Here is a 24,764-nt window from a genome sequence, read left to right on the forward strand (position 1 = left end):
AGGTACTTCAGGGTGAGTTTGCCGTCCAGAGCCCCTTTTTCAGCGTCTTGATCGAGGCGTCATGTGCTTCGACCACCGCAGGATCGGGTGCCTTGGTCGGGCTGTAGCGTCCTCGCTTCCAGCTGTAGCCGAGTTTGTGGAGCTTCACCCGGATGGCTTCGCGCTGGATCGTCACCTGAAATTGCTGCTTGATGGCTTCGCTGAGGAGCTCGCAATTCCAGACCCGTTGCTCAGCCAGCTTGTGCTGCACGAAGGTCACCATTTCATCCGTGATCTTGGCTGGCTGGCCTGGAGCTTGCCCATCCCCCAAGCCGTTGATTCCATGCTGTTCGAAACGCCCGAGGTCCTGACTGATCGTTTCGACGTTTCGCCCAAAGTGCTGTGCCAGTTGTTCGAGGCTGAAGCCTTGGTGGCTGAGCCGGATGATACGAGCTCGCATCCGAACCTTTTCCCGTAACAAGGGGTTCTGCTCAATCCCGCGCAGTTCGTTGTCTTGCTGTGCCGTGAGTCGAAGAAAGCGGTGTGGTCGGCCCATCTCTGCCCACCTTATCCGATCAACTCATCCGGGAGGTACTTAAAGTGCGTCTGATAAAGCGCTGAGACGGTATTTTTGTGGTCCGGGAGTAGGCTGAGGGATGGCCACCTCAGGGTACGCGAACGATTTGACGGACGAAGAATGGGTCATCCTCGAACCCCACCTTCCTGAAGCACGCCACCTTGGCCGACCACGCAAATGGTCCTTGCGGGAAATCCTCAACGGCCTGTTCTACATCCTGCGCGGCGGGAACGCCTGTCTTGGGCAGAGCAGGCTCCAAAGCGCTTTGGAGCCTTGCCCGCTGGCGGATGATGCCTCACGATTTGCCACCGTGGCAGACGGTGTATCACTACCATCGTTTGTGGCGCATTGAAGGCGTGTGGGAAGCGTTGCACACGAGATTGCGGGAGATGGTGCGGGAACGAGCGGGAAAGGAAACCACGCCCAGCGCAGGAATCATTGACAGCCAGACCGTCAAGACCACTGAGGCGGGCGGCCCACGAGGCTACGACGGTGGCAAGAAGGTCAATGGGCGCAAGCGCCACTTGCTGGTCGATACCCTCGGGCTGGTGATGCGGGTGAAGGTGCACAAGGCTGACATCCAGGACCGATCTGGCGCCACGTTGCTGCTCGATAACCTCAAAACGACCTTCCCACGCATGAACGTGGTCTTCGCGGACATGGGGTACAGCGGGAAACTCGCGAACTGGATGAAAGAAGAGCTGGGCTGGAAGCTGGAAATCATCAAGCACCCCTGGTCTGGGTGGCAGGGAACGTGGGTTGAAGTGAACAGCCCTGCGCCAGCTCCCATCGAGGTTCCTGCTGGCTTCGTCGTACTGAAAAAAAGGTGGATCGTCGAGCGGACCTTCGCTTGGTTGGGCAAATCGAGACGGTTGGCAAAGGATGACGAGGCGCTGGTGGAAACCGCTGAAGCGGTGGTGTACGAGGTGATGATCCGGCTGATGCTGAGATGGCTGGCCAGAGTATGAATCGCCAGGAATTGGCGTTGCGTCGTTTATAGGCCGTAGGGTGACTGCTCACGCCTTTGATGTCGTTACAGCGACCATTCGCCATTGGCGACGGAAGCTGCCCCAACAGGGCAGGAACGCCTTGCCGGCAACCCAGGATGGAGGACAGCCCACTTGCGCTACGAGACCTTCAAATTGAGACAGTTCCGCCGCAACAGCGCTTTATCAGACGCACTTTAGCTGTACTTCGGGGAATATTCAGAGCACCTTCGTACGCCCAGAGTGCTGCGATGCTGGGCGCTTGCCATGCGGTTCTCCAAGCGTTTCCGACAGCTCTTCGCCAACTTCTTCGCGTCCTACCTGATTGATGTACTGTGATGCCTGTTCGCACCCTCGACTGCGCGTTTCTCGGCACCCTGCCCTTTATGTCCTGCCCTTTGATGGCCGGGTGATCCCGCGGCTTCTCGTGTGTGTAAGGCAAGGACAAGGCACGCCTTTCCTTGAAGAGCGTCCGATAAGCGTCAGGCCGTTGATCTTGCCCATCGCATCAAGCGAATCATGACCTCGTACAGAAGTTTTCCGCTGATCCGGTAGAGCGCTTCCGTATAGTACGGCGTGACCACCCCATCGCTCTCTCCCTTCTGGCGAGGCGTACTGGATTTCCTGCCGTTGCTGCCAGGCGTCGTGCCGTTCGCTGCCATTGCAGGAATCGCGGCCCTCCAAGCGGGCCTGACGCCCACCCAGGCAAGCGGCATGTCCCTGATCGTCTACGCCGGCTCCGCCCAGCTCGTGGCGTGCTCGATGATTGCGGCGCAAGTCCCGCCGTTGCTGATCGTCGCTACCAGCGCCATCGTGAATCTCCGCTTCGCCATGTACAGCGCCTCCATGACGCCACACCTCGCGTCACTTCCCGCCCCACTCAAGCTCCTCGGCGCGTACGGTTTGACCGACCAGTCCTACGCGCTCGCCATGACGCGCACCAATCCGCGAGAACGCACCGCCCCCTACTACCTCGGGGCGAGCCTGATCATGTGGCTCACCTGGCAACTTGGCACCCTGGCAGGCGCCTTGCTCGGCGCGCGCATTCCACCCGCGTGGTCCCTGGAGTTCACGGTCGCGCTGTCTTTCATCGCCCTCGCTGTTCCCACCGTGAAAGATAAAGCCACCCTGCTCGCGGCCCTCACGGCGGGACTGGTGGCGGTCGCCACCGCAGGCTTGCCGTACCGCTTGAACCTGATCATCGGCACGCTCGTCGGCATTGCCGTCGGCATGGCCGCGCGGCGCTGGGCTCGCTCGCGCAGGCAAGGAACACCTTGATGACGGTATGGTGGGTGATTCTCGGAATGGGCCTCGTGAGCCTCGCGATGCGCGGCTCGTCAATCCTTTTTCTTGGGGAACGACGACTGCCCGCCTGGCTGACGGAAGCACTGGCGTTCGTTCCAGCTGCGGTGCTTTCCGCGCTGGTCCTGCCGGAGCTGCTGTGGCGCGGCGGCCACGTCGACGTGTCCTTCGACAATGCACGGCTGTGGGCTGGACTGCTGGCGATCGTCGTGGCGTGGCGCTGGCGCAACGTGCTGTTGACGCTCCTCGTGGGCATGCTGGCGCTCTGGACGTTTCAAGCCCTCTGATTCAGCACCTGAGCCGAGTAACGACCCGAGTGACCTGACCGAGCGTCCGTCGAGACGCCTCAAGCTTCTCCCCAGGGCCCCAACAGTCGCGCTTGACCCCATCGCAACGACCTGTACGACTTCCTCTGCGCCATCTTCTCCCTCCTCCAAAACGGCTGACGCCTGTGCTGGGCAGAACAGGCCACCCAGTCGTTTGTGGCCTTGCCCGCCGGCGTTCCCTCCCGCGCGACTTTTCCAACTGGCAAACCGTTGACACGGAGAATGCTTCAAGTGATGTACCACGGTCGGGCTGTGAGCACGGCCGAAGTGGGCAACGACCTGGTGTCTGTCAGGCCTGGCAGGAGGTGCCCGCAGCACGCGAATCGACAGCAGCCCTGACTTCGTCATTGCTTTTCTTGGCCTGCCGCAAACTGAACGAGACAAGGCCCCCGTAGCTCACCTGAGTCGCGTCAGGATATCCTGCGCTGCCCGCACCCCAGCACGGACGGCGCCTTCGAGCAGTCCGCCTTCCACCGCCGTCGTCTCCGCCCCAGCCCAATACACCCGGCCGAAAAGCGCGGGCTCTTCAAAGAGGGGATCACCGTACGTTGGGTGCACGGTGGGCGTCTGCCGATCCAGCGGGGCGCTGGTGTAGCGTTCCCGTGACCAGTCCAGCTCGAAGTACCCCACCGGATGCGCCGCTTCCCGGCCGAACATTCGCACAAGTTGCCGAAGGACCATTGCACGATGGTCCTCAGTGCTGGTGGTTTCCATCAATGCCCTGGACCCCACAAAACCGAACAGGGCACCCATGCCCGGCTGGCTCGGTGAGGCGTCGTGTATTTCCTGCAGGGGCCCAAGGTGGCTCACACCGAAACCGGAGAGACCATTCGCGCGCCAGAAGGGCTCGTGGTAGATCACTCCGACTTTCATGGCGAAACCCATCCACGTCGGAGTGCCACGCATCAAGTGAGCCAAAGGGATGTCCAGGGCGGGGGTGAACCTGATGGTGTGCTCAGTGAGGCGCGGTGGCACGGCCACGACGACCGCGTCCGCGGAGAAGGCAACAGGTCGGCCCGCTTGTATCCCGCCGACTTGCACTGCTGTCCTGCTGGCGTCAACCGTAGTGGCGACCGTGTCGAAGGCGACGCTCCCCTGCGGTAAGCGTTCCATCAGCCTGCGGGCGAGTGCCATGGCACCGCCCGCAAAGCGGAAGGTGCCGGTCATGGGTGAAGGGTAAGCATGAAGGGAAGCGGACGGTTCCTGGTCGAAGGTCAGGTTTCCATCGACGTACTGCTCAAAAACGTCCACGTGTAACTCGCTCGCAAGCCGCCGCAGGTGGCCCTGGTGCGGCCAGGCCCAGGTTGCGCCGAGGTCGAGGTGCTCGCGGCTTCGCGCCTGCAGGGGAAGCGACAGGGTCCGTCCGCCCGGCCGGTCGCGCGCTTCAAGAACCCGCACCCGAATGCCTGAGCGGGTGAGCAGGTCGGCTGCACTGAGTCCGGAGAGGCCGGCGCCGATCACGACCACCTTCATCGAGCGAGTATACGCGCTCGTCGGTGCCGACAGCCGCCGAGCGACGGCAGATCCGTGACGTATGACCTGAGCCTGGATACGTCGACCATGACTCCCGGGGAAGCGGCGCGGAGCATCTTGGACCTGGTCGCGCGGCGCGAGACGCGTGGACTGGCGTCAACGACACCGGCGAACGCGACCGGCCCAGCCAGTTTGCTTGAGGACTTTTGTGATCAAGGCCACCAGCCCTGGGCCCTCGTTCCTCGGCCTGAGTTGATCACCGGGCTTGTTGACGAAGTGTGCATCACGTTTTACAAGAGCTTAACAACGCCCCCATACGCTGAGTGCGTGAACACCAGACTGCACCGGTACGTCCTGACCGCCACGCTCATCAGCGCCGCTCTCGCCCCCGCCCTTGCCCAGATGAACCACGGCGGGCACGGCACCGGCAATCCCGCGACGAACAGCACCAGGCAGACCGAGATGGGCGACATGAACCTCGCTCGCTTGAAAGGCAAAGCGTTCGACCGCGCCTTCCTCTCGATGATGATCGCCCACCACCAAGGCGCGCTCGACATGAGCAAAGCGGTCGTGAACACCGTTAAGGACCCGCAAGTGCAGAAGTGGACCCAAGAGATCATCGCCGTGCAGCAAAAAGAAATCAACGAAATGACCGCCCTGCTCAAACCGCTCGGGGGCCTGGAAAAATCCATGCACGCCGCGATGCTCAAGGATATGAACGGGATGCTCAAGGTCCTCAAGGCGAACAAGGATGCGGACCGCGCGCTTGTCGAGGGCATGCTGCCCCACCATGCGAGCGCGATCGACATGGCGAACCTCGCCCTTCAGTACAGCGACAACACAAAAGTGCTGAACCTCTCCCGGGCGATCATCCGCACACAAGCGGACGAGATGCACGCGTACAAGCTGTGGCTCTTCAAACGCTGAGCGGCAACTTCTCAGGATCCACCCGCGTGGTGGGCCCACAAATCCGGTGGGTAGCCGCGTGAGCACCGTCCTGGTGGTCGATGACGATCCCGGCATCCTGGAAGTGCTGCGCTTGTACCTGGAGGCCGAGCAGCACCACGTGCTGGAAGCCAGGGATGGCCTCTCCGCGCTTGACCTGCTCGCGCAGGCTGACGTGGCGATCTTCGACTGGATGTTGCCACACCTCAGCGGCATCGAACTCACCGTGCGCGCCCGGGAACTCTACCCGGAGTTGCCAGTGATGCTGCTCACGGCGCGTGGGGAGGAAGAAGACCGCTTGCACGGGCTGAACACCGGAGCGGACGATTACGTCAGCAAGCCGTTCAGTCCACGTGAAGTGGTGGCGCGCGTGCATGCCCTGCTGCGCCGCGCCGGCGTTCGAGAAGTCCTGCAAGCGGGGCCGCTCAGTCTGAGCCTTCAGACGCGTGTTGCGACGCTCAACGGCACGCCGCTCGATTTATCCAAGCTGGAGTTCGATCTGCTCGTCACGCTCGCGCAGCACCCCGGCCTGGTCTGGACGCGTGAGCGACTGGTGGAGCGCGTCTGGGGTGTAGATTACCCGGGTACCGCACGTGTGGTGGACGTACAAATCACGAACCTGCGTAAACGCCTCGCCGACGATCCCGACCATCCGCGCTTCATTGAAACCGTCCGCGGCGTGGGGTACAAATTCAAAGCGGACGTTCCAGGATAGGTTGAGCGCGTGAAGCTGTACGCCCGATTGTTTCTGTCGCACCTGCTGGTCATCGTGATTGCGATGGGCACCCTGCTGCTGTTCAGTGAACTCCTCGCGTCCGCCTTCATCCGCGAGCACGTCGAGCAGATGGTCGCAGTGATTGGCCCGGACGGCGCGAACCTGCGCGCCGACCTGGAGCACGGCATGCGGGGCACCCTTACGTCCGCGCTGCTGGCCGCCATTCCTTTCGCGGTGCTCATCGCGGCCGTGACGGCCCTGCTGTCCGCGCGTCGCGTCGTGCGCAGCGTCGCGCTCCTGAGGGATGGCAGCCACGCGATCGCCGCGGGGGAGTACCGGCGGCGCCTGCCGGAGGATGGGCAGGATGAACTCGGTGATCTCGCACGGCACTTCAACCGCATGGCGGGCACGCTCGAACGCGTCGAGCAGGGGCGGGTGGAGCTGATCACGAACGTGGCGCACGAGTTGCGCACCCCGGTGGCCGCGCTGCGCGGGTTCGCCGAAGCCCTCAAGGATGGCGTGATGCCACGAGAACGGGCCGCGGACGCGATCCTGCGGGAAATGAGGACGATGGAACGCCTGGCGAACGACCTCAGCCTCGTGTCGCGGGTGGAGGCCGGCGCAGTCGAGTTGCACCCGCGCAACTTCCCTGCGACCGAACTCGTCATGGCAGGAATCGAGCGCTTCAAGGACGCGTACGAGGAGCGAGACGTGAGGCTGGAGTGGACGGTGCCATCAGGCGTGCCGGACGTCACGGCGGATTTCGAGCGGGCCTTGCAGGTGCTCACGAACCTCCTCTCGAACGCCTTGCGGCATACCCCGAGCGGAGGGCGGGTGACGCTCAGCGTGCAGGGTGACCGCGACGACGTGGCTTTCACCGTGCGTGATACGGGCAGCGGCATTCCCTCCGAGCACCTGGAGCGCATCTTCGAGCGTTTTTACCGGGTGGATCCGGCGCGGACCCGCGGAGAGGGCAGCGGGGTTGGTCTGACCATCGCCAGGGGCCTGGTGGAGCGGATGGGCGGAACGATTCGCGTGGACTCCAGTTCCAGCGGCAGCGTGTTCACGTTCACGCTGCCCTCCGCGCACGGCTGAGCGGCAGAGAGTGTTTCACTATGAGAGTCCACCCGGTTTCCGGTCTGGTGGGTTGCTCCTGGCGTGGCGCGTCTTCCGGCAGCCGGGCTTTCTTGACGCGAATGCCGTGGTCATACACGAGATTCCCGTCGTACCACGCGCCGGCAATCACGCAGCCAGTGGTGAGGGTGAGAGGCGCTTTGTTCAAGATGGTGTGCAGCAGGTGAGCGTAACGCTCAGGCGCTGATGCCGCTGAGGAGGTTGCGGCACGCGTCGGCGCAACGGCGGCAGGACTCGGCGCAGATGGCGCAGTGCTGGTGGTGCTCCGCGTGTTGTTCGCATTCGGCGCCGCACGCTTCACAGGCGGCCAGGCAGGCTTGCAGCTGCGTGCGGACAACGTTCATGTCAGGTTGCGTGCAGCGGGTGAGGACGCGGCCGGTGGCGTCGCAGACGTCCGCGCAGTCGAGGTTCAGGCGGATGCAGCGGCGCAGCATGTCGAGATTCTGCTCGCCCAGACACGCGTCGGCGCAGGACGTACACACCTGAGCGCACTCGAAGCACGCGGCAAGACACTCCAGCAAGGCTTGCTGGTCGAGGTTGCCTTGTCCGGCCTGCGGGTGGGTTTCGAGCATGCCTTGCAGGGGCTGGGTCATGGGGTTCGTCATGATGCACCTTCCTTCTGTTGGGTGAGGGCTCGGGAGGATGTCGCGCTTCGCTGGGTGAACTCAGCGGTGTTCACTCGGGCGTATTCTGGTGGGCTGCACGACACGCACCTTTTACTCCTCGTTCTCCAGTTTCTGGATGAGAGCCTTCATCTCGGCGATCTCCTGGCGCTGCGTTTCAATGATCGTCCGGGCGAGTTCCTGCACGCGCGGGTCGGTGATGTCAGCGCGTTCGCTGGTGAGAATCGCGATGGAGTGATGCGGAATCATCGCTTTCATCCAGGAAACGTCGTCCACTGCAAATTGCGCGCGGGCCAGCCAGACCGCTATGAGGAGCAGGGCGGCACTGCCCACAAAGATGCCGAGGTTTACGCCGCGCTTCTTGTACATGCTGCGCATGAACGTGAGCATTACGATGGCCATGACGGCACCCATGCTCAGTACCCCACATCTTGAGCTGAGTGCTGTATTGGAGCGGGAAAAGGTTGCATGACGAGGCTCAGGAGGATGGTTCGATCACTCGTTCCCCAGCGCAAAGCGGCAGCAAGGCGTTCCAAGCCGTACTTGACGAGACTCACCGCCCGGCGTCCGTGCTTTTTGCGCTTGATGGGCCGCTGCTCGTGGCACCATGTACCGATCCGCAAGCACCAAGCCATCGCCAGCGTCACTACGCCGACCAGCCGCTCCAACCGAGCGGGTTTGGTCATCGCACTCGCCTCAAGGTCGAACCCCCTCGATTTCTGCGCGCTGAAGGTGCTTTCTACCGACCACCTCAAGTGGTACACGCCTCTGGTCTCGTCGATTTTCAGGTCGGTGGCCAGGGCGAGCAGTTCACCCTCGGGCGTGCGCGTCACCACCAGTTGCATGACCTGACCGTAGATATTGGCTTTCTCCAGCAGGCCGACCACCTGTCCCGGCTCGACGTACGCCCATCCCTCATCGAGCCGCAAATCATCCACGCGGCTGTCGCCTCGAATGCGCAAACAGCGTTTCACACCCCGACGCCTGAGAAAGGCAAACCACTCCCGCCCCACGAACTCTCGATCAGCGACCAGAACGCGCCATTGCTTCGCAGGCAGCACCTTCAGCAGTCGAGCGACCAGACGCTCGCGTGTCCTGGTGTCGCTGCTGCCCCCATGGGGCAGGGCCGTCCACACCAGCGGTAATGTGAAGCCTTCAAGCACCACGCCGAGCACAAGGACGTTCAAGTCGGCTTCGCCGTACTCCCAGTTCGTACGGTCCATCGTCATGACGAGCTTGTCATCAGGGAGGAGCGGCAAGAGCAGCTTCAAAAAAACGTCCTGATCGAGCTGAGGGTCGTGTAGGCAGCGCTCGACGCGGCGCAGCTTGACTGAACTGCTGGCGTGTCCGGGCAGATGAAGTGCGAGCCGAGCGTGCTTGGTCGAACGCGCTTGGATCAGAGCGGTGACGACGTCGGCGAGGCGTTGCAGGGTGTCTCGGCGCAGAAAGGGCAAATGGTGTTTGAACACCTCGCCGAGCTTGGTAGGATCAGTCAGAGCGGCTTCTTGGAGCGACACACTCCCTTGATGCCGCTCTTTTTGCGTTTATGCCGCGATCAAATCGCCCTTCTGGACGTTACCCACTCCGAGTTGTGGGGTACTGAGGCACCCATGACAAACGCCATGTAAAACCGGGTCAAACTGAAAAAGACGTGATCCCAACGGTAAGTCGTGACGTACATCAGGCCGAACATGATGATGGTCGACGTGGCGATCATCGCAGCGAACCTGCTGTAATTGCTCAAAATGTCCCCTCCTGACTTCGTGTGCTTCACGTGATCTTCTCGTTGGCGCGGGCCGCACCTCACGGCGCGGGTGTGCTTCATGCTTGGAGTAAATTGTTAAGCCCGTGTAAAACGCCCACAAGTCTCAAGTTCAACTGAATGGTCAGCATTTGATCATGAGAACAGCGAATTGTACGTGAAGTGAAGGCGGAGCAGTGTGGTGTCAAGGCACACTGCTCCGCTGTTGCCGTGGGGTTTGGATGATTTTAGTGGTGGTCACCGCCTTCAGGCTCGGCCGCGGGTGCGGCTCCGTGCGCGTGCCCGCCTTCCCCGCCGAGAACTGCGGACAGGCCGGAAAGACCACCAAACAGCAGCACGGCGAAGCTGACGGTCCCAAGCATCATGTTGCGGTACTGCCCGCCGGGTCGCAGGCCTTCCCGCCAGGCGTACGCGCCCACTGCGAGCACTACGCCAGTGGGAATCAGCACGGTGGAGTACGCAGGATTATCGAGGAAGTGCTGCACGCCACCGGTGATCATACCCAGCCCGACGGACAGCACGAAAGACACCAGCAGGAAGGCAGCCAGGTTCAGGGAGCGGGCGTTCTTGCGCAGCACGAACTCTTGCAGGTAGTTCCCGAGGGTGAAGAACACCACGCCGACAAAGGCGAGCGCCAGGTAGTAAGTGGTATTTTCGCCCAGCCCGAGGTGCACGATGCCGCCCGCAATGAAGCTGGTGGAGGCCAGCAGCAGGAAGTACGCGAGGAACGGCAAGAGGATGTTCCGGCGGATCGAGACGGAAACAGCGGACGGCGAGGCTGGAGCAGCCGAGGTGGAAGAGGGGCTCACGTGCGTACATTACGATCCTTGTGTCAAGCTTTGGTTAAGCACTGTACCGCGATCTAGGTGGGCACCATCTCATGAAGACCGTCAGCCATTCCCGAAGAGGACTGCTGTGACGGAGTGGCCGACGCAAGGTCGCAGCGGGCGTCGGCACGCCTTGCCGGTCAGCCTTTGAGGGATGGCCCTCTTTGGACACCGCCCCGCTGCCGGCGGGTAGGAGCCGCCCCTAGGGAACGTCAGCATGTTGCCATCGTGGTTCGTCTCTCCCCTACGCGACAGTTGTTGGCGGGCCCCCGCAGGATGGTCACGCCCTGCAAAACAGACGCTTAACACAAGCGGCGTGCGGTGAGACGAAGCACGGATCAAACGGTCGCCTGCACCCGTACCGGAGGTCCACTCCTCACAACCTGAATGGAAGGGGAACAACATGCGAGACGATTACGACCATCACGCGTCCGCGCGGTGCGACAACTGAAACTCGCGCCGGCCACGTTCGCGCTGATCGCCGCGGTGAGCGACATCGTGATCGCCTGCCCGGACACCCTGGCGCTGACGACCCCGACGGCCATCACGATCGGCGTGCGCCAGGCCGCGCGCGAAGGCGTGCTGTTCAAAAATGCGACCGCGCTGAAAGCCACCGCCGGCGTGAACACCGTGGTCTTCGACAAGACGGGAACCCTCACGGAAGGCAAGCCCGCCTTGACGGACGTGGTGCCCGCGCAAGGGGCGGACGCGCAGGACCTGCTGCGTTTCGCGCTTTTGCTCACCCTTCAATCAAGCCGTGCTGGAGCGCGAACTGGTAGTCATCCTGGGAGAGCTCGGCTTCCTGGTTGTCGTTGATCATCTGTTCAACGCGTTCACGACGCGCCTCGTCCTCTTCGAACTGTGCGGTGGAGCCGTGTTCGGGTATGCGGTCCGTCTTGTCGTCTGTCATGCTTTCCTCCACGCTTCAGCAAAACCAGTGGGCATGAAAAGCAACCGCTGGTTTCCGTAAGGCCGACGTGTCAGATCAAGCCGCCAGCGTCACAGCTTTTTCTTGAGGAACGCCACGGACCGCCTGAGCGCCACGGTGAGGTTCCTGCTGAGGTTGTGGTCGTCTCCCTGGTACGAGAAGAACTCATGCGGTTGCCGTGCCGCTTGGAGTCCTGCCGCGAGTGACTTCGTGAAGCTGTACGGCACGTGCGTGTCCCCCGTGCCGTGGTGGAGTTGCAAGGGCCGCCCCTTGAGGTCCGCCAGGAAGCTGTTCGGGGAGATCATTTGGTAGACGTGCGGGTTGCTGTTCGGCGTACCGTACCGGGCGAGCATGCCCGAACGTGTGCCTGGCCCGCTCGAACTGCCCCAGCGGGGTAAGTCGTTGAGGATCATGTCGTACGGAGCGACAACGCCGGCGAAGATGACGCCCGCCTTGACGTGCGCATTGATCATCATGGCGCGCAAGGTAATGTGGCCACCCATCGAATGCCCCCACATGCCAATGCGCGCGCGATTCACGTTTGCGTGCTGTTGCAGCGAGGCAAAGGCATTCAGGACGTCGATTGTGTAATCCGGCGCCCAGTAGGACGCGCCAGAAGGTTGCCCTTCGGAGTTGCCATGACCGCGGTAGTCGGGTTTGAGAACAACGAAACCGGCGCGCGCGAACGCGTCGATGTACGCGACGTAGCGTTCCGTGGTGCGGTACTGGTCGGGTGGGATATACCCGTGGTTGAAGACGATCGCGGGCCAGCCGCCTTTAGGCGGTGTACCGGTGGGAACGGTGAGGAGCGCGTTGATGCGCAGGCCGTCGGACTGGTAGGACACGATGCGGCGCTGGTAGTTTGCGCCGCGCGGAAGGATCTCGCGGGTGGTGAGGGTACTCCCGGGGTAACTGCGCTGGCGCATGTGTTCGATGGAGAGCGGTTCCGTGTGACCCCGAGCGGCTTGGGCGTGCAGCGCGGCTGGACTGACGAGCACGATGAGCAGCAGGGCGCGGCGGAGCAGGTGGGGCATGGTCCGTCATTATTGCAGGGTGGCGTGGCGCTGGCGCAACGTGCTGTTGACGCTCCTCGTGGGCATGCTGGCGCTCTGGACGTTTCAAGCTCTCACGCCTGCTATCGCGTGGGGGCGGGCCAATTCAGGGTGGTGCGGAGGCTGCGGCCCAGGATCCAGGCTTTCTCCTCGCTGGACAGCTCGCCGGTGTCGCGAATGTAGTATAGGGACTCCGCCCAGGAATGGTGGTCCTTGCTTTGCGTGTGATCGCTCCCCCACATCACCCGTTGGGGCGTGAACGCCTCGACGACGCGCAGCAGCATCGCCAGGACATCCGGGTACGGATACCCTTCGCGGGACAGGCGCGGCGCGTGACTCCACTTCACCGACACGTTCGAAAATTCCGCCAAAGCCAGGACGTCCGCGAACCCCGCGAACCGGTCAGCGGGTGGAGTTCCCATGGGAAGCTGCACTCCGCAATGGTCGATGATCACCGGCACGTCGGGAAACTTGTGCAGGTACGGCCGCAGGAGGGACGTGCGTCCGGGCAGCAGCACGAATACCGGCACCCGGTGCTTCTGCGCTGCAGCGAACACCGGCTCGTCCGCACCCTGCGCGAACTGCGTAAAGCCTTCCTCCGTCCAGGGCACGACCCGCAGGGCCTTGCGTTGTGGCATTCTCCCGATGGTGGCGATCAGGTCTTCGAGCTGTGGATCGCGCCGATCGAAGCGCACCAGGTACGCGAAGCGTTCCGGGAACCGCAGGGCCGCCTCCTCGGCCAAGGGGAAGACATGGCGGAACGCGCCGTTCGGAAGTTCATACCCGGGCAGGATGCGCGAGTGCTCGTCGAATCCCCAGTACTCGTCGTAGAGCACGGCGTTCACACCGACCGCGTCCATGGCGGTCATGCCGGCTTTCAGGCTGTCGAGGAGGTTGAAGTGCACTTGAGCGTCTACGATGTCCATGCCGATCTCCTTTCGCGGCGGCAAGCGTGAACGTCACGATCGCTGAGAACAGCCTGCGGCGTGCTTCACGGCGTCACACGTCCAAGCACCTTGAGGCGGCCATCCTCGAAACGCACGATGACCCCTTCCCCCGAGGCGGGCACGATACCCGTGAGCGCGGTGATGTTGACCTGGTGTGTCATCACGACGAGCACGCCCGGCCCATTCCACCGCGACAGCACGCCTCGCGCCGCGCTTGTCTGCCCGGCTTCCCTCTCGCTGTCGCCGAAAAAGGAGTTGAACGCCGCTTCATCGCGCGCGACGCCTGGAAAGGCGAGCATGGCCGTTTCGCGCGCGCGGCACCACTGCGAGGTCAGCACGCGTGTGACCGTGACGCGCCGCGCACGGAACGCCTCTCCGATGCGGCGGGCCTGTGCGCGCCCCTCGGCGTTCAGGTTGCGTTGTGTCCGGCAGTCGTTCAAGCGAAAGCCCGGTGGGTCTGCTGTGCCGGGCGCGAGGGCGTGACGAAAGAGCACGACCGCGCCATTCGTGAGGACACGCCAATCGTTCTGGGCGCTGGCGATGGAGGGCGTGCCCAGGCCAAGAGCGATCAGCCAGCCCGTCAGGATTCGTCGCTTCAGTGTCATACGGCCTCCTGCGCGTGCGGAGTGGGTGGGTGTCCTGCCAGCGTAAAGCAAATCATGCGCCGTAATGTCCTGTCACAAGTGCAATAAACGTTGCTGCCCGGTGGCAATGCGAGCGGCTCACTTGAGGTCGATGCCCCTGCTTGCAGTTGCTTCCAGGGAAATGGGCGCACGAAAGGCACGAAAGGCCTGTGCAGCATCCCGACCCAGGACACGAGTAAAACCCACTCTCGGCGTGGGTCTGTCGGTGCAGCCGAGGAGGTCCGAACTCCTGGCCTGCTGATTTGCAGGTGGAAGCTCTCTTTCGCGGTTGGTGTGTGCTTCCCGAACGTGCCTTCAAGGCCGTGTTTCCCGGTCTCCTGATTTTTCCGCAGCTTCGCGGGGCGTGCACGTCAGGTGCGCGCTTCGCTCGACATACCGACTTTCCAGGAGCGCCGGCATGGGAAGCCAGGCAACCATGCCAACCTCGACTGCCTGTCTTGCATGAACGTAAGGCCGCGCAGTGTGCGAAGCGCAAGCGACAGAACGCCATTCACGCGCAATGCCGTCCACGTCACGAAGCCCCGCAGGAATCAGTGGATATGACCGCCATGACGCTGCAGCACGTCCACGATGGCCGACATCGACAGCCCATCCCCGTCAACTTCAAGCCAGTAACGCCCATTCACCGGCCGGGCCACGTCATGCAGGGCCACTGGACGAGTATCCGAACCGGACTGGCCAGCCTGCGCCGGATCATCCTCGCGTACTGTCGACCTGACCTGCTCGGCGCTCAAACCCATCCGCTGTAGTTCAACGGCTGCCGCTTCAGCACCTTCGGACATTTCAAAAATTGCGGTCACCTGAGGCATGCCTCTATTGTGCTCGGGCTACCTGCAGCCACACGCTAATCCCAAGAAGACATCAAACAGGCATCCGATCCGGCAGGATCTCGTCGCTTGATCCCAGTCCTTCTCAAAAGAAATCCGACAGTTCTCACCACTTCAACGAAGTTGCAGAACGCCGCCGTTGGTACCCTTCTTTCATCACTGCGCTTATAAGCAGGGCTATTGCCCCGTCACCCTCCGCTTAAGTCCCTCCCACTTGAGTTTTGGTGTTCTCCCAAAACGTGGGGCGAGCGGAGGCGAGTCGGGGAAGCCTGTCTGCCGCTGGGTTCTGTCGTTCTGGGTGCTGTTCCCAGCACGGAAGAACTAACACCGCCCGCCATGGGCCTGCCGTGCAGCTTCGCCACGCGTTGCTCGAGCAGCTGCACGGCTTCCCCTTCATCGTACTGGTCGTAAGGCAACTGCGCGTACTGCGAAGCGGACATTCGCGCGAACCACTGCCGCGGACTCAGGGGACGATTCAAATTCAGGTGGCGTTCACAGCTCGCGCGCAAGGCATGGTCACTGGCTGGGGTGTTCGGCATGCCTGATTCTCCGGCATGAGCTGAACTTACTGCCCGCTCTTCACCATCAGGACACCCTGAAGTTTTCCGCATGGCCGTGCCCGTATGCCGCTCGACTGTTGACAGGAGGCAAGCGAAGCTGCGGGAAAACCGGTACTCGGGATGAAAGTCGGGCTGAAAGACCGCACTTCAGGAATACTCACTTTTTGCAGCTGCATAGGATTCGATAAGTGCCGTATTGGAGGGGAAAAAGTACGTTTCCTCGACTCCTCAATCCTTCGCTGGTTTGACAAGCACCAAGGAACAACTTATACACTCAGCCCCTTGAATTCCTCTAGCGCAAACGGCCGCGTCTGCATCATGTCCAGCACCATTTGATTCTGCGAACTGGCGTCCAATGCGGAGGTCTACAAACCTCTCTGCCATCCATGCTGGCAGTAAGCTATCTGATATGGCTTCCCACCGTGCGTTGGCCTTCATACCCCTCACCTTACTCAGCGCCGGACTGTGCTTCTCCGCCGACGCCACCAGCGCGTCGTCAGTGAAGGCTAAACCTGGCATGATGACAGGACGCATCACGACGACCGCCGGGAAGCCCCTAGCTGGCGCAGTGGTCAACGTCTTCGGGTTTACCAAGGCAGGGGAGCAGGTCAGGATCACAGCCCGGACCGGCGCGGACGGCATCTACGCGGTCAACTTGCCCCCCGGTGGCCTGTATGGCGTCAGCAACGCCTTCGCCCCTCTAAAGACCGCGCTCGGCGTGGTTGATCATCGCCTGCACCCACTCGAACGGAACTTCGAGGTACCGGTCAGCAACGCAGGCGGTATCACCCGAAATTTCGAGCTCCGCCTCAGCGGCCTGAAAGCGGTCGAGTCGAACGTGTCGCGTGATCCCCGCGAACCCACCAATTACTACGGTCAACTGATCCGCGCACACTTGCGGGGAGGCAGCTCTTCCATGGACTTCCAGGGCACGATGCTGGAGTTCAAACTCACGCCGGTCGGCTCTCTCGCCGATGGAACGAAAGGCAAGACGCTCATTTTCCGTCGCAGTGCGAAGCACCTGAACACCGACACCGGCCTCGGGTTCGACCTCGACCAGACGCAGGTGCTGCCGGACGTGCCGTTAGGCGCCTACAAAGCCACAGCAACCGTGAAGAAACCAGGTGGTACACCGCAGAACATCCTGTTGAGCAGGGACGGTAACACGCCTGGCCCATCGATCACGGTGGAGTTCAGGCCGTCCCCGAGCGTTTCGGGCACACAGGTGTTCAACTTGTACGCTCACCTCGACGACGCCGGAACGTCCGGTTCTCCAGCACCAAAGGCACCTCCAGTGGCACAAGCGCCGAAGACTTCAGCAGAGTTGATTCGGGGGCATGTGAACTCACCATTCGCTTACCCTGGGAACGTGCTGCTGGTCCTCGAAGATTACGCTGTCACTCCTGAGGACGCTGTCGTAGAAGTAGTCTTCACGTCACTCGACGGTGGCCGGGATGAGGTGGTGCGGCGGACACTCCGGCAGATTCGGGCTGGCAATATGCTGGACGACAGCCGCCCACTCGCGGAGACTGGATACATCCCGCTCCTCACGCCCGGCGCTTACCGCGTGAGTGCGGTGATCGTCTCTGCACACGGCGCGGGCCGCAAGGTGGAGTTGCGGCCGTCCGACGGTACTGCAGGCCGCGAAGTGCAGTTGCGGTGGATGCCTGGCGAGCGTTATCGGGAGTCCGGCGGGAAGGTCGTGTACGTAACCATCAACCCTGATCGGTAACAGAAGCTACTTCTACAACCCAGGACAAGAAGAACTCAGGCAAGGTGTTCCCAAGTGGGCATCCGTTTTGCTACGACCTGATCACCGTGCTTCTCGAGCAAGAGCCGCTGCCGCAGAATAATCTGCAGGGTTTGGAAGACGAGCAGACTTTCCAACGTGCCATCAAGGCGCTCTGCAGCTGCCTGCATTGCTTCGTAGGGCAAGCGGTTGAGGATGGCCGCTCTACCGTGGCAGCCTGAAACATCACTCGGAACCGTGGTGGCTGAAAAGTTAAAATTCCCGCTCGTATTCAGTCCTTTTCAACTGCTATGCAGCTGCAAAATACGAGGAATACGTATCAGAAGGTCAGGCTGACACAGCACACGTTGCGCTGCCAGCCATAACGGTGCCCGGAAAGTTCAGTGCGAGTGTTTGTGTTACGGTTCCGGCAGGAGAACAAGAAGCATGAACATTCCCTCGCGAAGCACCTTCCTGATCATTGGCGGGGGCATCATTGGCTCCGCCATCGCCCATTTCCTGGCCCTCGCGGGCCGCGCTGAAAGCGTCACCGTCCTCGAACCGGACGCCACATACCATCGCTCCTCGACGGGGCGTTCTGCTTCGGCCATCCGGCAGCAGTACAACCTGGGCCTGAACGTCGAGATGTCCCGCTTCGGGTACAGTTTTTACCGCAATGCCGATCAGCACCTGAAGGTTCACGGTGAAAGTGTCGACATCGGCTTCGTCGAACGACCTTACCTTGTGCTGGCCGCTCCCGCTGGTGTGGCGCGTCTTCGTGAAGCCCACGCCCGGCAGATACAGGCAGGCGCTGACATTGCCTTCCTTGAACCGGAAGTGCTCGCGGAGCGCGTGCCCTGGTTGAAGGTTGACGGTATTGGCGCCGCCTGCCTCGGGCAGGGTGGCGAAGGATGGTTCGAACCCCTTACCGCCTTGAGCGCCCTGCGACGCAAAACCGAGTCATTGGGCGTGACGTATCTGCCAGCACGCGTGGTGGGCATCGATGTACACGATGCGCGTGTCACGGGCGTCCATCTGGAAGGCGGTACGCAACTTGAGCCGGATATCGTCGTCAATGCTGCCGGACCGTGGGCGGCAGAAGTCTCGCGTCTCGCCGGTGTGCACGTCCCGGTGGAGTCCCGCAAGCGCACGGTGTTCGTGTTTCGCGCTCCGCATCCCCCGGCAGACTTCGCTTGTTTGATCGACCCGACCTTCGCGTCACGCGGCGTGTTCGCACGCTCCTTCGGTACGTCAAACGAGGGCCTGTTCATGGCGGTCACGTCACCGGACCCACGGGACGATCCCCACACGCACGATTTCACCGTGGATGAGGCGCTCTTCGGCGAGGTCATTCAACCCGCGCTCGCACGGCGCGTGCGGGGCTTCGAGCATCTCGAGCGGGTGAAGGCCTGGGCGGGGCATTACGAAATGAACACTTTTGATCAGAATGCAGTGATCGGCTTCCACCCCGAGTTGAAGAACTTCCTGCTCGCCTGTGGGCTGAGTGGTCATGGTGTGATGCACGCCCCAGCAATTGGTCGGGGTATCGCTGAACTGCTCACCGAGGGACGGTACACTTCGCTTGACCTGAGCCCCTTCGACTATGACCGTGTCCGACGCGGTGTACCGCTTGATGACGTGCAGTCGAGCGAGCACCGCAGGATTGAGGCGGGGGTGTAACCCGCTCAGCTCGCGGTGTCACGTCAATCAGCCGTAAAGTATCAATGAGTCGGCGTATGGCTTGCATCAACTTATTTTGAAACTTGTGAGCTGAAGACCGTGGGGCTCAAGGCTTTCCCGCTCTCAGTTGGCGCGCTGCGTCAATGCGTGCCAGCCCAGAAGCCGGGAATCAAGTTTTGACGGCACTGTTCAACGGGTGTTCGGGGACGGGTATGCCGAAAGAAGTTCGAGAGGCGAGCACGTGTGGCCAGGAAGCCTCGCGTGCCGCGTGCGCTTCGCGTTCTGAAAACATCGCTCCTGTCGCTCTTGACCTCGCGTCGGGCGGTAGCTCTGCTCAATCCTGGGAGTGGAAGCCCAGAAGTACCAGCGAAAGCCAAGCCGAGCCAGTACTCCGCGGATGGGTTCGCGAAGTTCGCTCCGATCGCGCAAGCTTACCTGCAGATGGTCAGTGAGCAGACTCGGAAACGCGGTCAGTAGACGTCGTCGGTCTGACCACTGAAACAAAGGCGTGAAGGCTGATTTTGCCTGAAAGATCCCTGTGAGGGTTGTGTTGCCGTAACGGCAAGAGGTTAGGCTGACCCGCCGTGACCGATTCGAAACCGTACCGCCACCGAACTCCCATCAGCATCATCGAGCACGCGGTCTGGCTGTACCACCGATGTCCGTTGCGCTTCTTGGCAAATACAGCGTGCACGACGATACCTGGCCGCTCCTGGGACGAGCGGGAATTGCTGCACCAGCACGGCCTTCGGGTGAGCCACGACACCCTGCGCGGGTGGTGCATCAATTGCGATCCCTTGTTCGCGGAAGACCTTCGTCGGGGTTTCCACCGGCACCTGAACGAGATGGCGGTGAAGACCCTTGGGGTCAAACAGTAGCCCTGGGGCGCTGTCCACGAGCACAGCTCCGTGCTTGACATCTTGCTTCAACGACACCGGGCTACTGAGGCTGCCCAAGACCTTCCTGACCAGGCTACTCAGCGAATACGACGTTCCACAGGTGATTCACACCGATCAGCTTCCTCGTCTGGACGGGTCAATCACCAACAGGTCATTTCCACCGCGCGCTGTCACAAAGTCATCGAGCAATTCCACCGTCCTACACGGCGTCAGGAGCGCAGCCGACTGGGGTTCAGGCAAAGGAAAGGTGCGCAGGAATTCCTGGGGCTTCACGCCCGAATCAACCATGTTCACCAGCGTTTCCACGGTCGCCAGCAGCAAGAATCAGACACATGCGTTTGCAACGTGGTCTACAGTCGCCGCAGGGGTGGCCTGAGACTCAGGCCACCCCTGCCCTCCATCTCCCTTGGGGTCGCTTAACGCAGCACAATCTGCCATGCCCAGGAAGGCCAACCAGGTCATTACGGGAGACGAGGATGGCATGCGTCCCGCCCAACTTGAGCCAGAAGCGCGTCCAAGTGCTCCTGAGCCGCCTGCAGCACTGCCATCGCGGGGCGCACCGCCCGAGCCGAGACCTCCGGTTCACGCTCCTCGCGCACCGCAGCGAAAAACTCGGCGTCCTGCTGGAGAATCGGGGCGTGCTCGCTTCTCAAGAGCAGCGGTCCGTGTTGGTCGCACAGCTCACGTTCCATGACGAGTAAGGTATCCTCCTCGCCGATGACCAGGTAGTCGTGCAGCGCCATGTGCGTGTTGTACGACATGACCACGGTCGCGAGCTGATCGCGGGGTGTGCGCAGCGAGATCGTCAGGTCCATGGGGATACCGAGCGGTTCGCTGGGCAGGGCGACTTGCGCGGTCACGCTCACTGCCTGCGCGTTCAGCAGCCACATGGCAAGGTCGACGGCGTGGCACGCGTGGTGCCATAACAGGTTGTCTGTCCAGTCGCGTTGGCGACCCTTCCAGTTCACGTTCTCACGCCGCTTGAACAGATAGCGGCCGGTCAAGGCATGTGGATGCAGTTCGCCATGCACGACACGACGGCGGGCTTCCCGGCTGGACGGCCAGTACCGCTGGGTGTGGCACACCATCAACCGGCGGTCGGTCTGGTCGGCGATCGCGAGCAAACGGTCAGTTTCAGGCAAGGACAGCGCGAGGGGGATTTCGCATAGCACATGCTTTCCTGCACGCAAGCAGCGCTCGGTCTGCTGAGCGTGCATGTCGCTCGGAGAGCAGATGATCACGGCGTGAATGTGCTCGTCGTTCAATACCTGATCGAAGTCGGTGGTGGCGTACAGGGCGCCATGCTGGCGCGCGAACTCATCGGCGGCTTGTTGCTCTGGCCCCAGCACCGCGCGGAGCGTGACGGGCTGGTTTTGGTCTTTCGCAAGTTCACGCAGCACCCACGCGTGATCTTCCGCGATGGAGCCGTGTCCGATCAGGGCGACGTTCACACCTCGGAGTATACGTTTCCTCACCGCGCTTTGAGCAGGCCGATTGCCGCTGCTGATTGCGTTTGTTGACCAGTTTGGTATTGTCGACCCCGGCGCGCTGATTCACCCAGGCAACAGGGAAGATTATTGCGGGTCGGGAAAGGCCAGGAAGAGCTTCGCGGCTTCGTACACCTGCCGGAAGAGCTCAGGAACGTTCGATCCGCGTTCCTTGATGACGACGTGCTGATTCACGTGCACTTCGATCAGCAGTCCAGCGGGCAAGCCCGCGAGGGGTTCCTCGGCGGCTTCCGTGGCGATGACGACGCACTTCTGCGAGCGCAACCACTGCAACTGCTCCCGTTGGGCTTCACTGAGCGCTTCAGCCCACGGTTCGAGTGGTGGTTCGGTTGGCGTCATTCCCTCACTGAACCTCTTGAGGTTGAAGCGGATGAACGCCTTTCGTGAGGGCTGCTTTACCGACATCATGGCGTGCTGAGCAGGCGGTGGGATGAAGGGCTGGTCAGTTCTTCAGACAGGCGGTGAATTTCACCACCATCTTGTGCACGCCCAGCAGCTGAACCGCGCTATTCCAGCGAAAAAGTCACCAAAGCGCCCTCCTGCTTGCATCACAGCGCCATGGCAGGCTGACGATTCAGACCAGGTGAATCACTGAGCGGGCAAGGCGGCACGCTCTTCACAGTAGGCGCGCGTACAGTTCTTGCATGCTCCCGGAAATGACTGAATTGATTCATTCCATCTACGGCGTGCAGCGTCAAGTCTGGGACGAAGCCAACCGCCGCAATGACCTGAACACCGATACTTTACTTCAGGTGTGGGAACGACTCGAAGTGCTGAGTGACGAGGTTGGAGAGTGCCTTCACGACTACGTCATTCAGCGTGACAACAGCGTGGTAGAGCACCTGCGTGAAGTGGAGCAGCGTGCCTATCAGGAACTCCAGCACTTCCACGAGTCCGCCTGAAGGTCAAGGTCAGATATTCAAGCCTCACCGCATTGAATCCTTCATTGAATCCTTCACCTTGAAGTGACCTGCCCACTGAAAAGCAGCTTTGAAGTGTAACGGCATTTCACCCTGCACCTGACTAACCTGCCCGTGAAGGTACTCGGTACGCGGACGGTGAGGTCCGGCGTTGCGCAGCGTGGTCACGGGGTTGGCGTTGCGCAGCGTGGTCACGGGGTTAAGGTGAAAGGGTGAAGCACGTGCGCCCCCCAGACGAGCAGCTACGCCTCGCAGCGCTCCACCGGTACCACGTTCTCGACACCCCACCTGAAGCGGCGTTCGACCGCATCACCCGCCTCGTGAAACGCCTGCTGGACGTCCCCATCGTCATCATCAACTTCATCGCCGCAAAACGAGCGTGGCTGAAGTCCAGCGAGGGCACCAACATCCACGAAATGGACCGCGATAGTGTCTGCTGCGCCGAAACCGTCATGCAGCAGAAAGTGTTCGTGGTGGATGACCTTCACGCCACCCCTCGCTTCCTCGACGACCCGATGGTGAAATTCGAAGGGGCCCGTTCGTACGCCGGCGCGCCCCTCACCACCCCGGACGGCTTCAGCATCGGTACCCTCGCGGTGTACGACCGCGCGCCACGCCAATTCACCCCGGAAGAGCAAAGGCTGCTCGCGGACCTCGCCGCGATCGTGATAGACGAGCTGGAGTTACGCCTGATGATCCAGCACTGGCGTGACGCACAGCAGCACACTGAACACCTCGCTCACCATGACGCGCTGACGGGACTGCCCAACCGTCTGCGTTTCCTCGACCGTGCCGAGCAAGCCCTTCACCACGCCAGCCGGCATGGCTCGCCCGTCGGCATCATGATCGTGGACCTCGACGAGTTCAAGACGGTGAACGACTCCCTCGGGCACACCGTCGGGGACGAAGTCCTCAAAACCGTGGGCGAGCGGCTGTGCGGTGCCCTGCGTGAGGATGACACCGTCGCGCGCTTCGGCGGGGATGAGTTCGTGGTCCTGCTGCCCGAACTGCACGATACCCTCGACGCGGCACGCGTGGCGCACAAACTTTACGAGGCACTGAGGGAGCCCGTTCAAGTGGACGGTCACGCTCTTGAGGTGACGTGCAGTACCGGCATCAGTGTGTATCCCACGGACGGTCAGGACGCGCAGACTCTGCTGCGCGCGGCAGACACTGCCATGTATCAAGCGAAAGCCACCGGCAAAGGGCACTACCGTTTCTGCGAGGAAGCCATGATGCGCGCGGCGCAGGAGAAACTCCAGTTGCGCAGCCGCCTGGCCCGTGCGGTGGAGCAGCAGGAATTCATCTTGCACTACCAGCCGCAGGTGAAGCTGCGCACCGGAGAAATCGGCGGTCTGGAAGCATTGCTGCGCTGGCCTCAAAAAGATGGGACGGTTATTTCCCCCTTCAGTTCATTCCGTTGGCGGAGGAGAGCGGTCTCATCGTGCCGCTCGGCGAGTGGGTGCTGCGTGAAGCTTGTGCGCAGCTCGCTCGGTGGCGTGAGCGGGGGAAGCGGGAGTGGTGCGTGTCGGTGAACGTCTCCGCACGCCAATGGGAACACTCGAACTTCCTCCCAACCGTCAGGCAGGTGCTGCTGGACACCGGACTGCCACCCTCCTGCCTGATCCTGGAGGCCACGGAAAGCGTGCTCCTTCGGGACCCGCAGGGCGTGCGGTCACAGACGCAGGAGCTCGCCACGCTGGGTGTTCAGTTGGCCGTGGATGATTACGGGACGGGGTACTCGAACCTCAGCCAGTTGCGCCACATCAGCGTCGATCAGCTGAAGCTCGACCGTTCGTTCGTGCAGCCCCTGCCCGGCGGGAGCACAGAGAAGGCGCTCGTTCGCTCCTCAATCACGCTCGCTCATGGGCTGGACGCGCAGGTGGTGGGCGAGGGCATCGAAACGGAGGAGCAACTCCGGGTACTGCGCGAGCTGGAATGCGATGTCGGGCAGGGGTACCTGCTCGGTCGGCCGGTACCGCCTGATGGTATCGAAAGCCAGTACATCAGGACTTGATGCCTGAATCAGGCCGGACAGCAGCAACCTGAACAACGTTCGTTTCGAAGGCAGCCGACCGGGCAACTTCATCACATGTCTCGACACGAAAACGAAGGGTTTTGCAACGACCGCGGGTGTGCGGTGAATACGGCGTTCTCGTGTTGCAAAAGTCAGTGACACGTCAGTGTTTCACCTTGAGGTGATTTTCCCGCGTTTTCGCGTGTACATCCGCTCATCAGCGTCGTGCCGCAACACCGTCCGGTCACGCCCGTCGAATCGACGCTTGAGCATCGGTGAACCGATCACACGCCGGCCAGACTCACCAGCCCACCACGCAGCATTGGAGTCGTGCAGCAGCCCACTCAGGCTACCCATTGGGCTTTGCTGTTGAAAGCCGTTCATCCCAGGTGGAAACCACCCTG

General features: G+C 61.8%; 25 protein-coding genes and 3 pseudogenes. 11 read left to right on the forward strand and 17 right to left on the reverse strand.

Annotated features, from left to right (window positions below; genetic code table 11):
- Positions 1–7 precede the first annotated feature (7 nt).
- On the reverse strand, positions 8–535 hold the full coding sequence (locus DEIPE_RS08190) for a helix-turn-helix domain-containing protein (protein ID WP_015235516.1): 528 nt from the start codon (positions 533–535) through the stop codon (positions 8–10).
- 100 nt (positions 536–635) lie between these two features.
- Here DEIPE_RS08190 and DEIPE_RS08195 point away from each other — a divergent pair.
- The 3 genes and pseudogenes from DEIPE_RS08195 to DEIPE_RS08205 all read left to right on the forward strand — a co-directional run bounded on the left by DEIPE_RS08195 (position 636) and on the right by DEIPE_RS08205 (position 3,131).
- Positions 636–1,524 (forward strand): annotated as a pseudogene (locus tag DEIPE_RS08195) (IS5 family transposase).
- A gap of 594 nt (positions 1,525–2,118) precedes the next feature.
- Positions 2,119–2,820, forward strand: coding sequence for an AzlC family ABC transporter permease (locus DEIPE_RS08200; RefSeq protein WP_015235517.1), 702 nt, complete (start codon positions 2,119–2,121; stop codon positions 2,818–2,820).
- A gap of 26 nt (positions 2,821–2,846) precedes the next feature.
- Positions 2,847–3,131, forward strand: a complete 285-nt coding sequence (locus DEIPE_RS08205) for an AzlD domain-containing protein (RefSeq protein ID WP_245557633.1) — start codon at positions 2,847–2,849, stop codon at positions 3,129–3,131.
- Between the two features lie 435 nt (positions 3,132–3,566).
- Here DEIPE_RS08205 and DEIPE_RS08210 read toward each other — a convergent pair whose 3' ends face one another.
- The gene (locus DEIPE_RS08210; protein WP_015235519.1) at positions 3,567–4,643 is read right to left on the reverse strand and encodes a flavin monoamine oxidase family protein; all 1,077 of its coding nucleotides are present in this window, start codon (positions 4,641–4,643) and stop codon (positions 3,567–3,569) included.
- 117 nt (positions 4,644–4,760) lie between these two features.
- On the opposite strand from DEIPE_RS08210, the gene DEIPE_RS24890 reads away from it, so the two are divergent.
- The 3 genes from DEIPE_RS24890 to DEIPE_RS08225 are packed head-to-tail and all read left to right on the forward strand — an operon-like array spanning position 4,761 to position 7,398.
- On the forward strand, positions 4,761–5,570 hold the full coding sequence (locus DEIPE_RS24890; protein ID WP_245557611.1) for a DUF305 domain-containing protein: 810 nt from the start codon (positions 4,761–4,763) through the stop codon (positions 5,568–5,570).
- Positions 5,571–5,628: 58 nt separating this feature from the next.
- Positions 5,629–6,303 carry a response regulator transcription factor gene (locus DEIPE_RS08220; protein ID WP_041230778.1) on the forward strand — a complete coding sequence of 225 codons (675 nt, stop codon included), beginning with the start codon at positions 5,629–5,631 and terminating at the stop codon, positions 6,301–6,303.
- A 9-nt stretch (positions 6,304–6,312) separates the two neighbouring features.
- Positions 6,313–7,398, forward strand: a complete 1,086-nt coding sequence (locus DEIPE_RS08225; protein WP_015235522.1) for a sensor histidine kinase — start codon at positions 6,313–6,315, stop codon at positions 7,396–7,398.
- Positions 7,399–7,613: 215 nt separating this feature from the next.
- Here DEIPE_RS08225 and DEIPE_RS08230 read toward each other — a convergent pair whose 3' ends face one another.
- From DEIPE_RS08230 to DEIPE_RS08275, 11 genes are all read right to left on the reverse strand, one after another.
- Positions 7,614–8,042, reverse strand: a complete 429-nt coding sequence (locus DEIPE_RS08230; RefSeq protein WP_015235523.1) for a four-helix bundle copper-binding protein — start codon at positions 8,040–8,042, stop codon at positions 7,614–7,616.
- Positions 8,043–8,153: 111 nt separating this feature from the next.
- Positions 8,154–8,474, reverse strand: coding sequence for a DUF305 domain-containing protein (locus DEIPE_RS08235; protein WP_083865762.1), 321 nt, complete (start codon positions 8,472–8,474; stop codon positions 8,154–8,156).
- 2 nt (positions 8,475–8,476) lie between these two features.
- Positions 8,477–9,577: an IS4 family transposase gene (locus tag DEIPE_RS08240; RefSeq protein ID WP_015231360.1), complete on the reverse strand. Its 1,101-nt coding sequence runs from the start codon at positions 9,575–9,577 to the stop codon at positions 8,477–8,479.
- A 38-nt stretch (positions 9,578–9,615) separates the two neighbouring features.
- The gene (locus tag DEIPE_RS24670; RefSeq protein WP_217218467.1) at positions 9,616–9,885 is read right to left on the reverse strand and encodes a hypothetical protein; all 270 of its coding nucleotides are present in this window, start codon (positions 9,883–9,885) and stop codon (positions 9,616–9,618) included.
- A 164-nt stretch (positions 9,886–10,049) separates the two neighbouring features.
- Positions 10,050–10,631: a hypothetical protein gene (locus tag DEIPE_RS08250; protein ID WP_174311256.1), complete on the reverse strand. Its 582-nt coding sequence runs from the start codon at positions 10,629–10,631 to the stop codon at positions 10,050–10,052.
- Between the two features lie 441 nt (positions 10,632–11,072).
- A complete protein-coding gene (locus tag DEIPE_RS25370) occupies positions 11,073–11,399 on the reverse strand; it encodes a hypothetical protein (protein ID WP_041230780.1) in 327 nt (108 codons plus the stop codon).
- Positions 11,389–11,559, reverse strand: a complete 171-nt coding sequence (locus tag DEIPE_RS24465; protein ID WP_015235525.1) for a hypothetical protein — start codon at positions 11,557–11,559, stop codon at positions 11,389–11,391. The genes DEIPE_RS25370 and DEIPE_RS24465 overlap by 11 nt, the downstream gene beginning before the upstream one ends.
- A gap of 89 nt (positions 11,560–11,648) precedes the next feature.
- The gene (locus tag DEIPE_RS08260) at positions 11,649–12,611 is read right to left on the reverse strand and encodes an alpha/beta hydrolase family protein (protein WP_015235526.1); all 963 of its coding nucleotides are present in this window, start codon (positions 12,609–12,611) and stop codon (positions 11,649–11,651) included.
- Between the two features lie 101 nt (positions 12,612–12,712).
- Positions 12,713–13,555, reverse strand: coding sequence for an amidohydrolase family protein (locus DEIPE_RS08265; RefSeq protein ID WP_015235527.1), 843 nt, complete (start codon positions 13,553–13,555; stop codon positions 12,713–12,715).
- 65 nt (positions 13,556–13,620) lie between these two features.
- Positions 13,621–14,181 carry a histidine phosphatase family protein gene (locus DEIPE_RS08270; RefSeq protein ID WP_015235528.1) on the reverse strand — a complete coding sequence of 187 codons (561 nt, stop codon included), beginning with the start codon at positions 14,179–14,181 and terminating at the stop codon, positions 13,621–13,623.
- Between the two features lie 569 nt (positions 14,182–14,750).
- On the reverse strand, positions 14,751–15,029 hold the full coding sequence (locus DEIPE_RS08275) for a hypothetical protein (RefSeq protein WP_041230781.1): 279 nt from the start codon (positions 15,027–15,029) through the stop codon (positions 14,751–14,753).
- A gap of 987 nt (positions 15,030–16,016) precedes the next feature.
- Here DEIPE_RS08275 and DEIPE_RS08285 point away from each other — a divergent pair.
- Positions 16,017–17,339 (forward strand): carboxypeptidase-like regulatory domain-containing protein, encoded by a 1,323-nt coding sequence (locus DEIPE_RS08285; RefSeq protein WP_015235531.1) that lies wholly within the window; start codon positions 16,017–16,019, stop codon positions 17,337–17,339.
- A 35-nt stretch (positions 17,340–17,374) separates the two neighbouring features.
- Here the strand turns inward: DEIPE_RS08285 and DEIPE_RS23885 are convergent, their stop codons facing one another.
- Positions 17,375–17,542, reverse strand: coding sequence for a hypothetical protein (locus DEIPE_RS23885; protein ID WP_157448814.1), 168 nt, complete (start codon positions 17,540–17,542; stop codon positions 17,375–17,377).
- 241 nt (positions 17,543–17,783) lie between these two features.
- Here DEIPE_RS23885 and DEIPE_RS08290 point away from each other — a divergent pair, with 241 nt between their 5' ends.
- Both DEIPE_RS08290 and DEIPE_RS25485 read left to right on the forward strand, forming a co-directional pair.
- Positions 17,784–19,016, forward strand: a complete 1,233-nt coding sequence (locus DEIPE_RS08290; RefSeq protein ID WP_015235532.1) for an NAD(P)/FAD-dependent oxidoreductase — start codon at positions 17,784–17,786, stop codon at positions 19,014–19,016.
- Positions 19,017–19,600: 584 nt separating this feature from the next.
- Positions 19,601–20,291, forward strand: a pseudogene (locus tag DEIPE_RS25485) (DDE-type integrase/transposase/recombinase).
- 85 nt (positions 20,292–20,376) lie between these two features.
- Here DEIPE_RS25485 and DEIPE_RS08310 read toward each other — a convergent pair.
- Both DEIPE_RS08310 and DEIPE_RS08315 read right to left on the reverse strand, forming a co-directional pair.
- The gene (locus tag DEIPE_RS08310; RefSeq protein WP_015235533.1) at positions 20,377–21,366 is read right to left on the reverse strand and encodes a Gfo/Idh/MocA family protein; all 990 of its coding nucleotides are present in this window, start codon (positions 21,364–21,366) and stop codon (positions 20,377–20,379) included.
- A 123-nt stretch (positions 21,367–21,489) separates the two neighbouring features.
- The gene (locus tag DEIPE_RS08315; protein ID WP_245557612.1) at positions 21,490–21,762 is read right to left on the reverse strand and encodes a hypothetical protein; all 273 of its coding nucleotides are present in this window, start codon (positions 21,760–21,762) and stop codon (positions 21,490–21,492) included.
- A gap of 317 nt (positions 21,763–22,079) precedes the next feature.
- Between DEIPE_RS08315 and DEIPE_RS08320 the strand changes: the two genes are divergently transcribed.
- Positions 22,080–22,325, forward strand: coding sequence for a hypothetical protein (locus DEIPE_RS08320; RefSeq protein WP_041230786.1), 246 nt, complete (start codon positions 22,080–22,082; stop codon positions 22,323–22,325).
- 24 nt (positions 22,326–22,349) lie between these two features.
- On the opposite strand, the gene DEIPE_RS08325 is transcribed toward DEIPE_RS08320, so the two are convergent.
- Positions 22,350–22,538 (reverse strand): hypothetical protein, encoded by a 189-nt coding sequence (locus DEIPE_RS08325; protein WP_041230787.1) that lies wholly within the window; start codon positions 22,536–22,538, stop codon positions 22,350–22,352.
- 125 nt (positions 22,539–22,663) lie between these two features.
- Between DEIPE_RS08325 and DEIPE_RS08330 the strand changes: the two are divergent.
- Positions 22,664–24,360: pseudogene (locus tag DEIPE_RS08330) on the forward strand (bifunctional diguanylate cyclase/phosphodiesterase).
- The last annotated feature ends 404 nt before the right edge of the window (positions 24,361–24,764 follow it).

The sequence above is a fragment of the Deinococcus peraridilitoris DSM 19664 genome (genome assembly GCF_000317835.1).
GTDB classification, from domain to species: Bacteria; Deinococcota; Deinococci; order Deinococcales; family Deinococcaceae; genus Deinococcus_A; species Deinococcus_A peraridilitoris.

Coding starts and splice junctions, on each gene's coding strand:
- DEIPE_RS08190 (WP_015235516.1), bottom strand. CDS start 535: ATGGGCCGACCACACCGCTTTCTTCGACTCACGGCACAGCAAGACAAC.
- DEIPE_RS08205 (WP_245557633.1), top strand. CDS start 2,847: ATGGGCCTCGTGAGCCTCGCGATGCGCGGCTCGTCAATCCTTTTTCTT.
- DEIPE_RS08210 (WP_015235519.1), bottom strand. CDS start 4,643: ATGAAGGTGGTCGTGATCGGCGCCGGCCTCTCCGGACTCAGTGCAGCC.
- DEIPE_RS08230 (WP_015235523.1), bottom strand. CDS start 8,042: ATGACGAACCCCATGACCCAGCCCCTGCAAGGCATGCTCGAAACCCAC.
- DEIPE_RS08235 (WP_083865762.1), bottom strand. CDS start 8,474: ATGGGTGCCGTCATGGCCATCGTAATGCTCACGTTCATGCGCAGCATG.
- DEIPE_RS24670 (WP_217218467.1), bottom strand. CDS start 9,885: ATGAAGCACACCCGCGCCGTGAGGTGCGGCCCGCGCCAACGAGAAGAT.
- DEIPE_RS24465 (WP_015235525.1), bottom strand. CDS start 11,559: ATGACAGACGACAAGACGGACCGCATACCCGAACACGGCTCCACCGCA.
- DEIPE_RS08260 (WP_015235526.1), bottom strand. CDS start 12,611: ATGCCCCACCTGCTCCGCCGCGCCCTGCTGCTCATCGTGCTCGTCAGT.
- DEIPE_RS08265 (WP_015235527.1), bottom strand. CDS start 13,555: ATGGACATCGTAGACGCTCAAGTGCACTTCAACCTCCTCGACAGCCTG.
- DEIPE_RS08270 (WP_015235528.1), bottom strand. CDS start 14,181: ATGACACTGAAGCGACGAATCCTGACGGGCTGGCTGATCGCTCTTGGC.
- DEIPE_RS08275 (WP_041230781.1), bottom strand. CDS start 15,029: ATGCCTCAGGTGACCGCAATTTTTGAAATGTCCGAAGGTGCTGAAGCG.
- DEIPE_RS08285 (WP_015235531.1), top strand. CDS start 16,017: ATGGCTTCCCACCGTGCGTTGGCCTTCATACCCCTCACCTTACTCAGC.
- DEIPE_RS08290 (WP_015235532.1), top strand. CDS start 17,784: ATGAACATTCCCTCGCGAAGCACCTTCCTGATCATTGGCGGGGGCATC.
- DEIPE_RS08315 (WP_245557612.1), bottom strand. CDS start 21,762: ATGACGCCAACCGAACCACCACTCGAACCGTGGGCTGAAGCGCTCAGT.
- DEIPE_RS08320 (WP_041230786.1), top strand. CDS start 22,080: ATGACTGAATTGATTCATTCCATCTACGGCGTGCAGCGTCAAGTCTGG.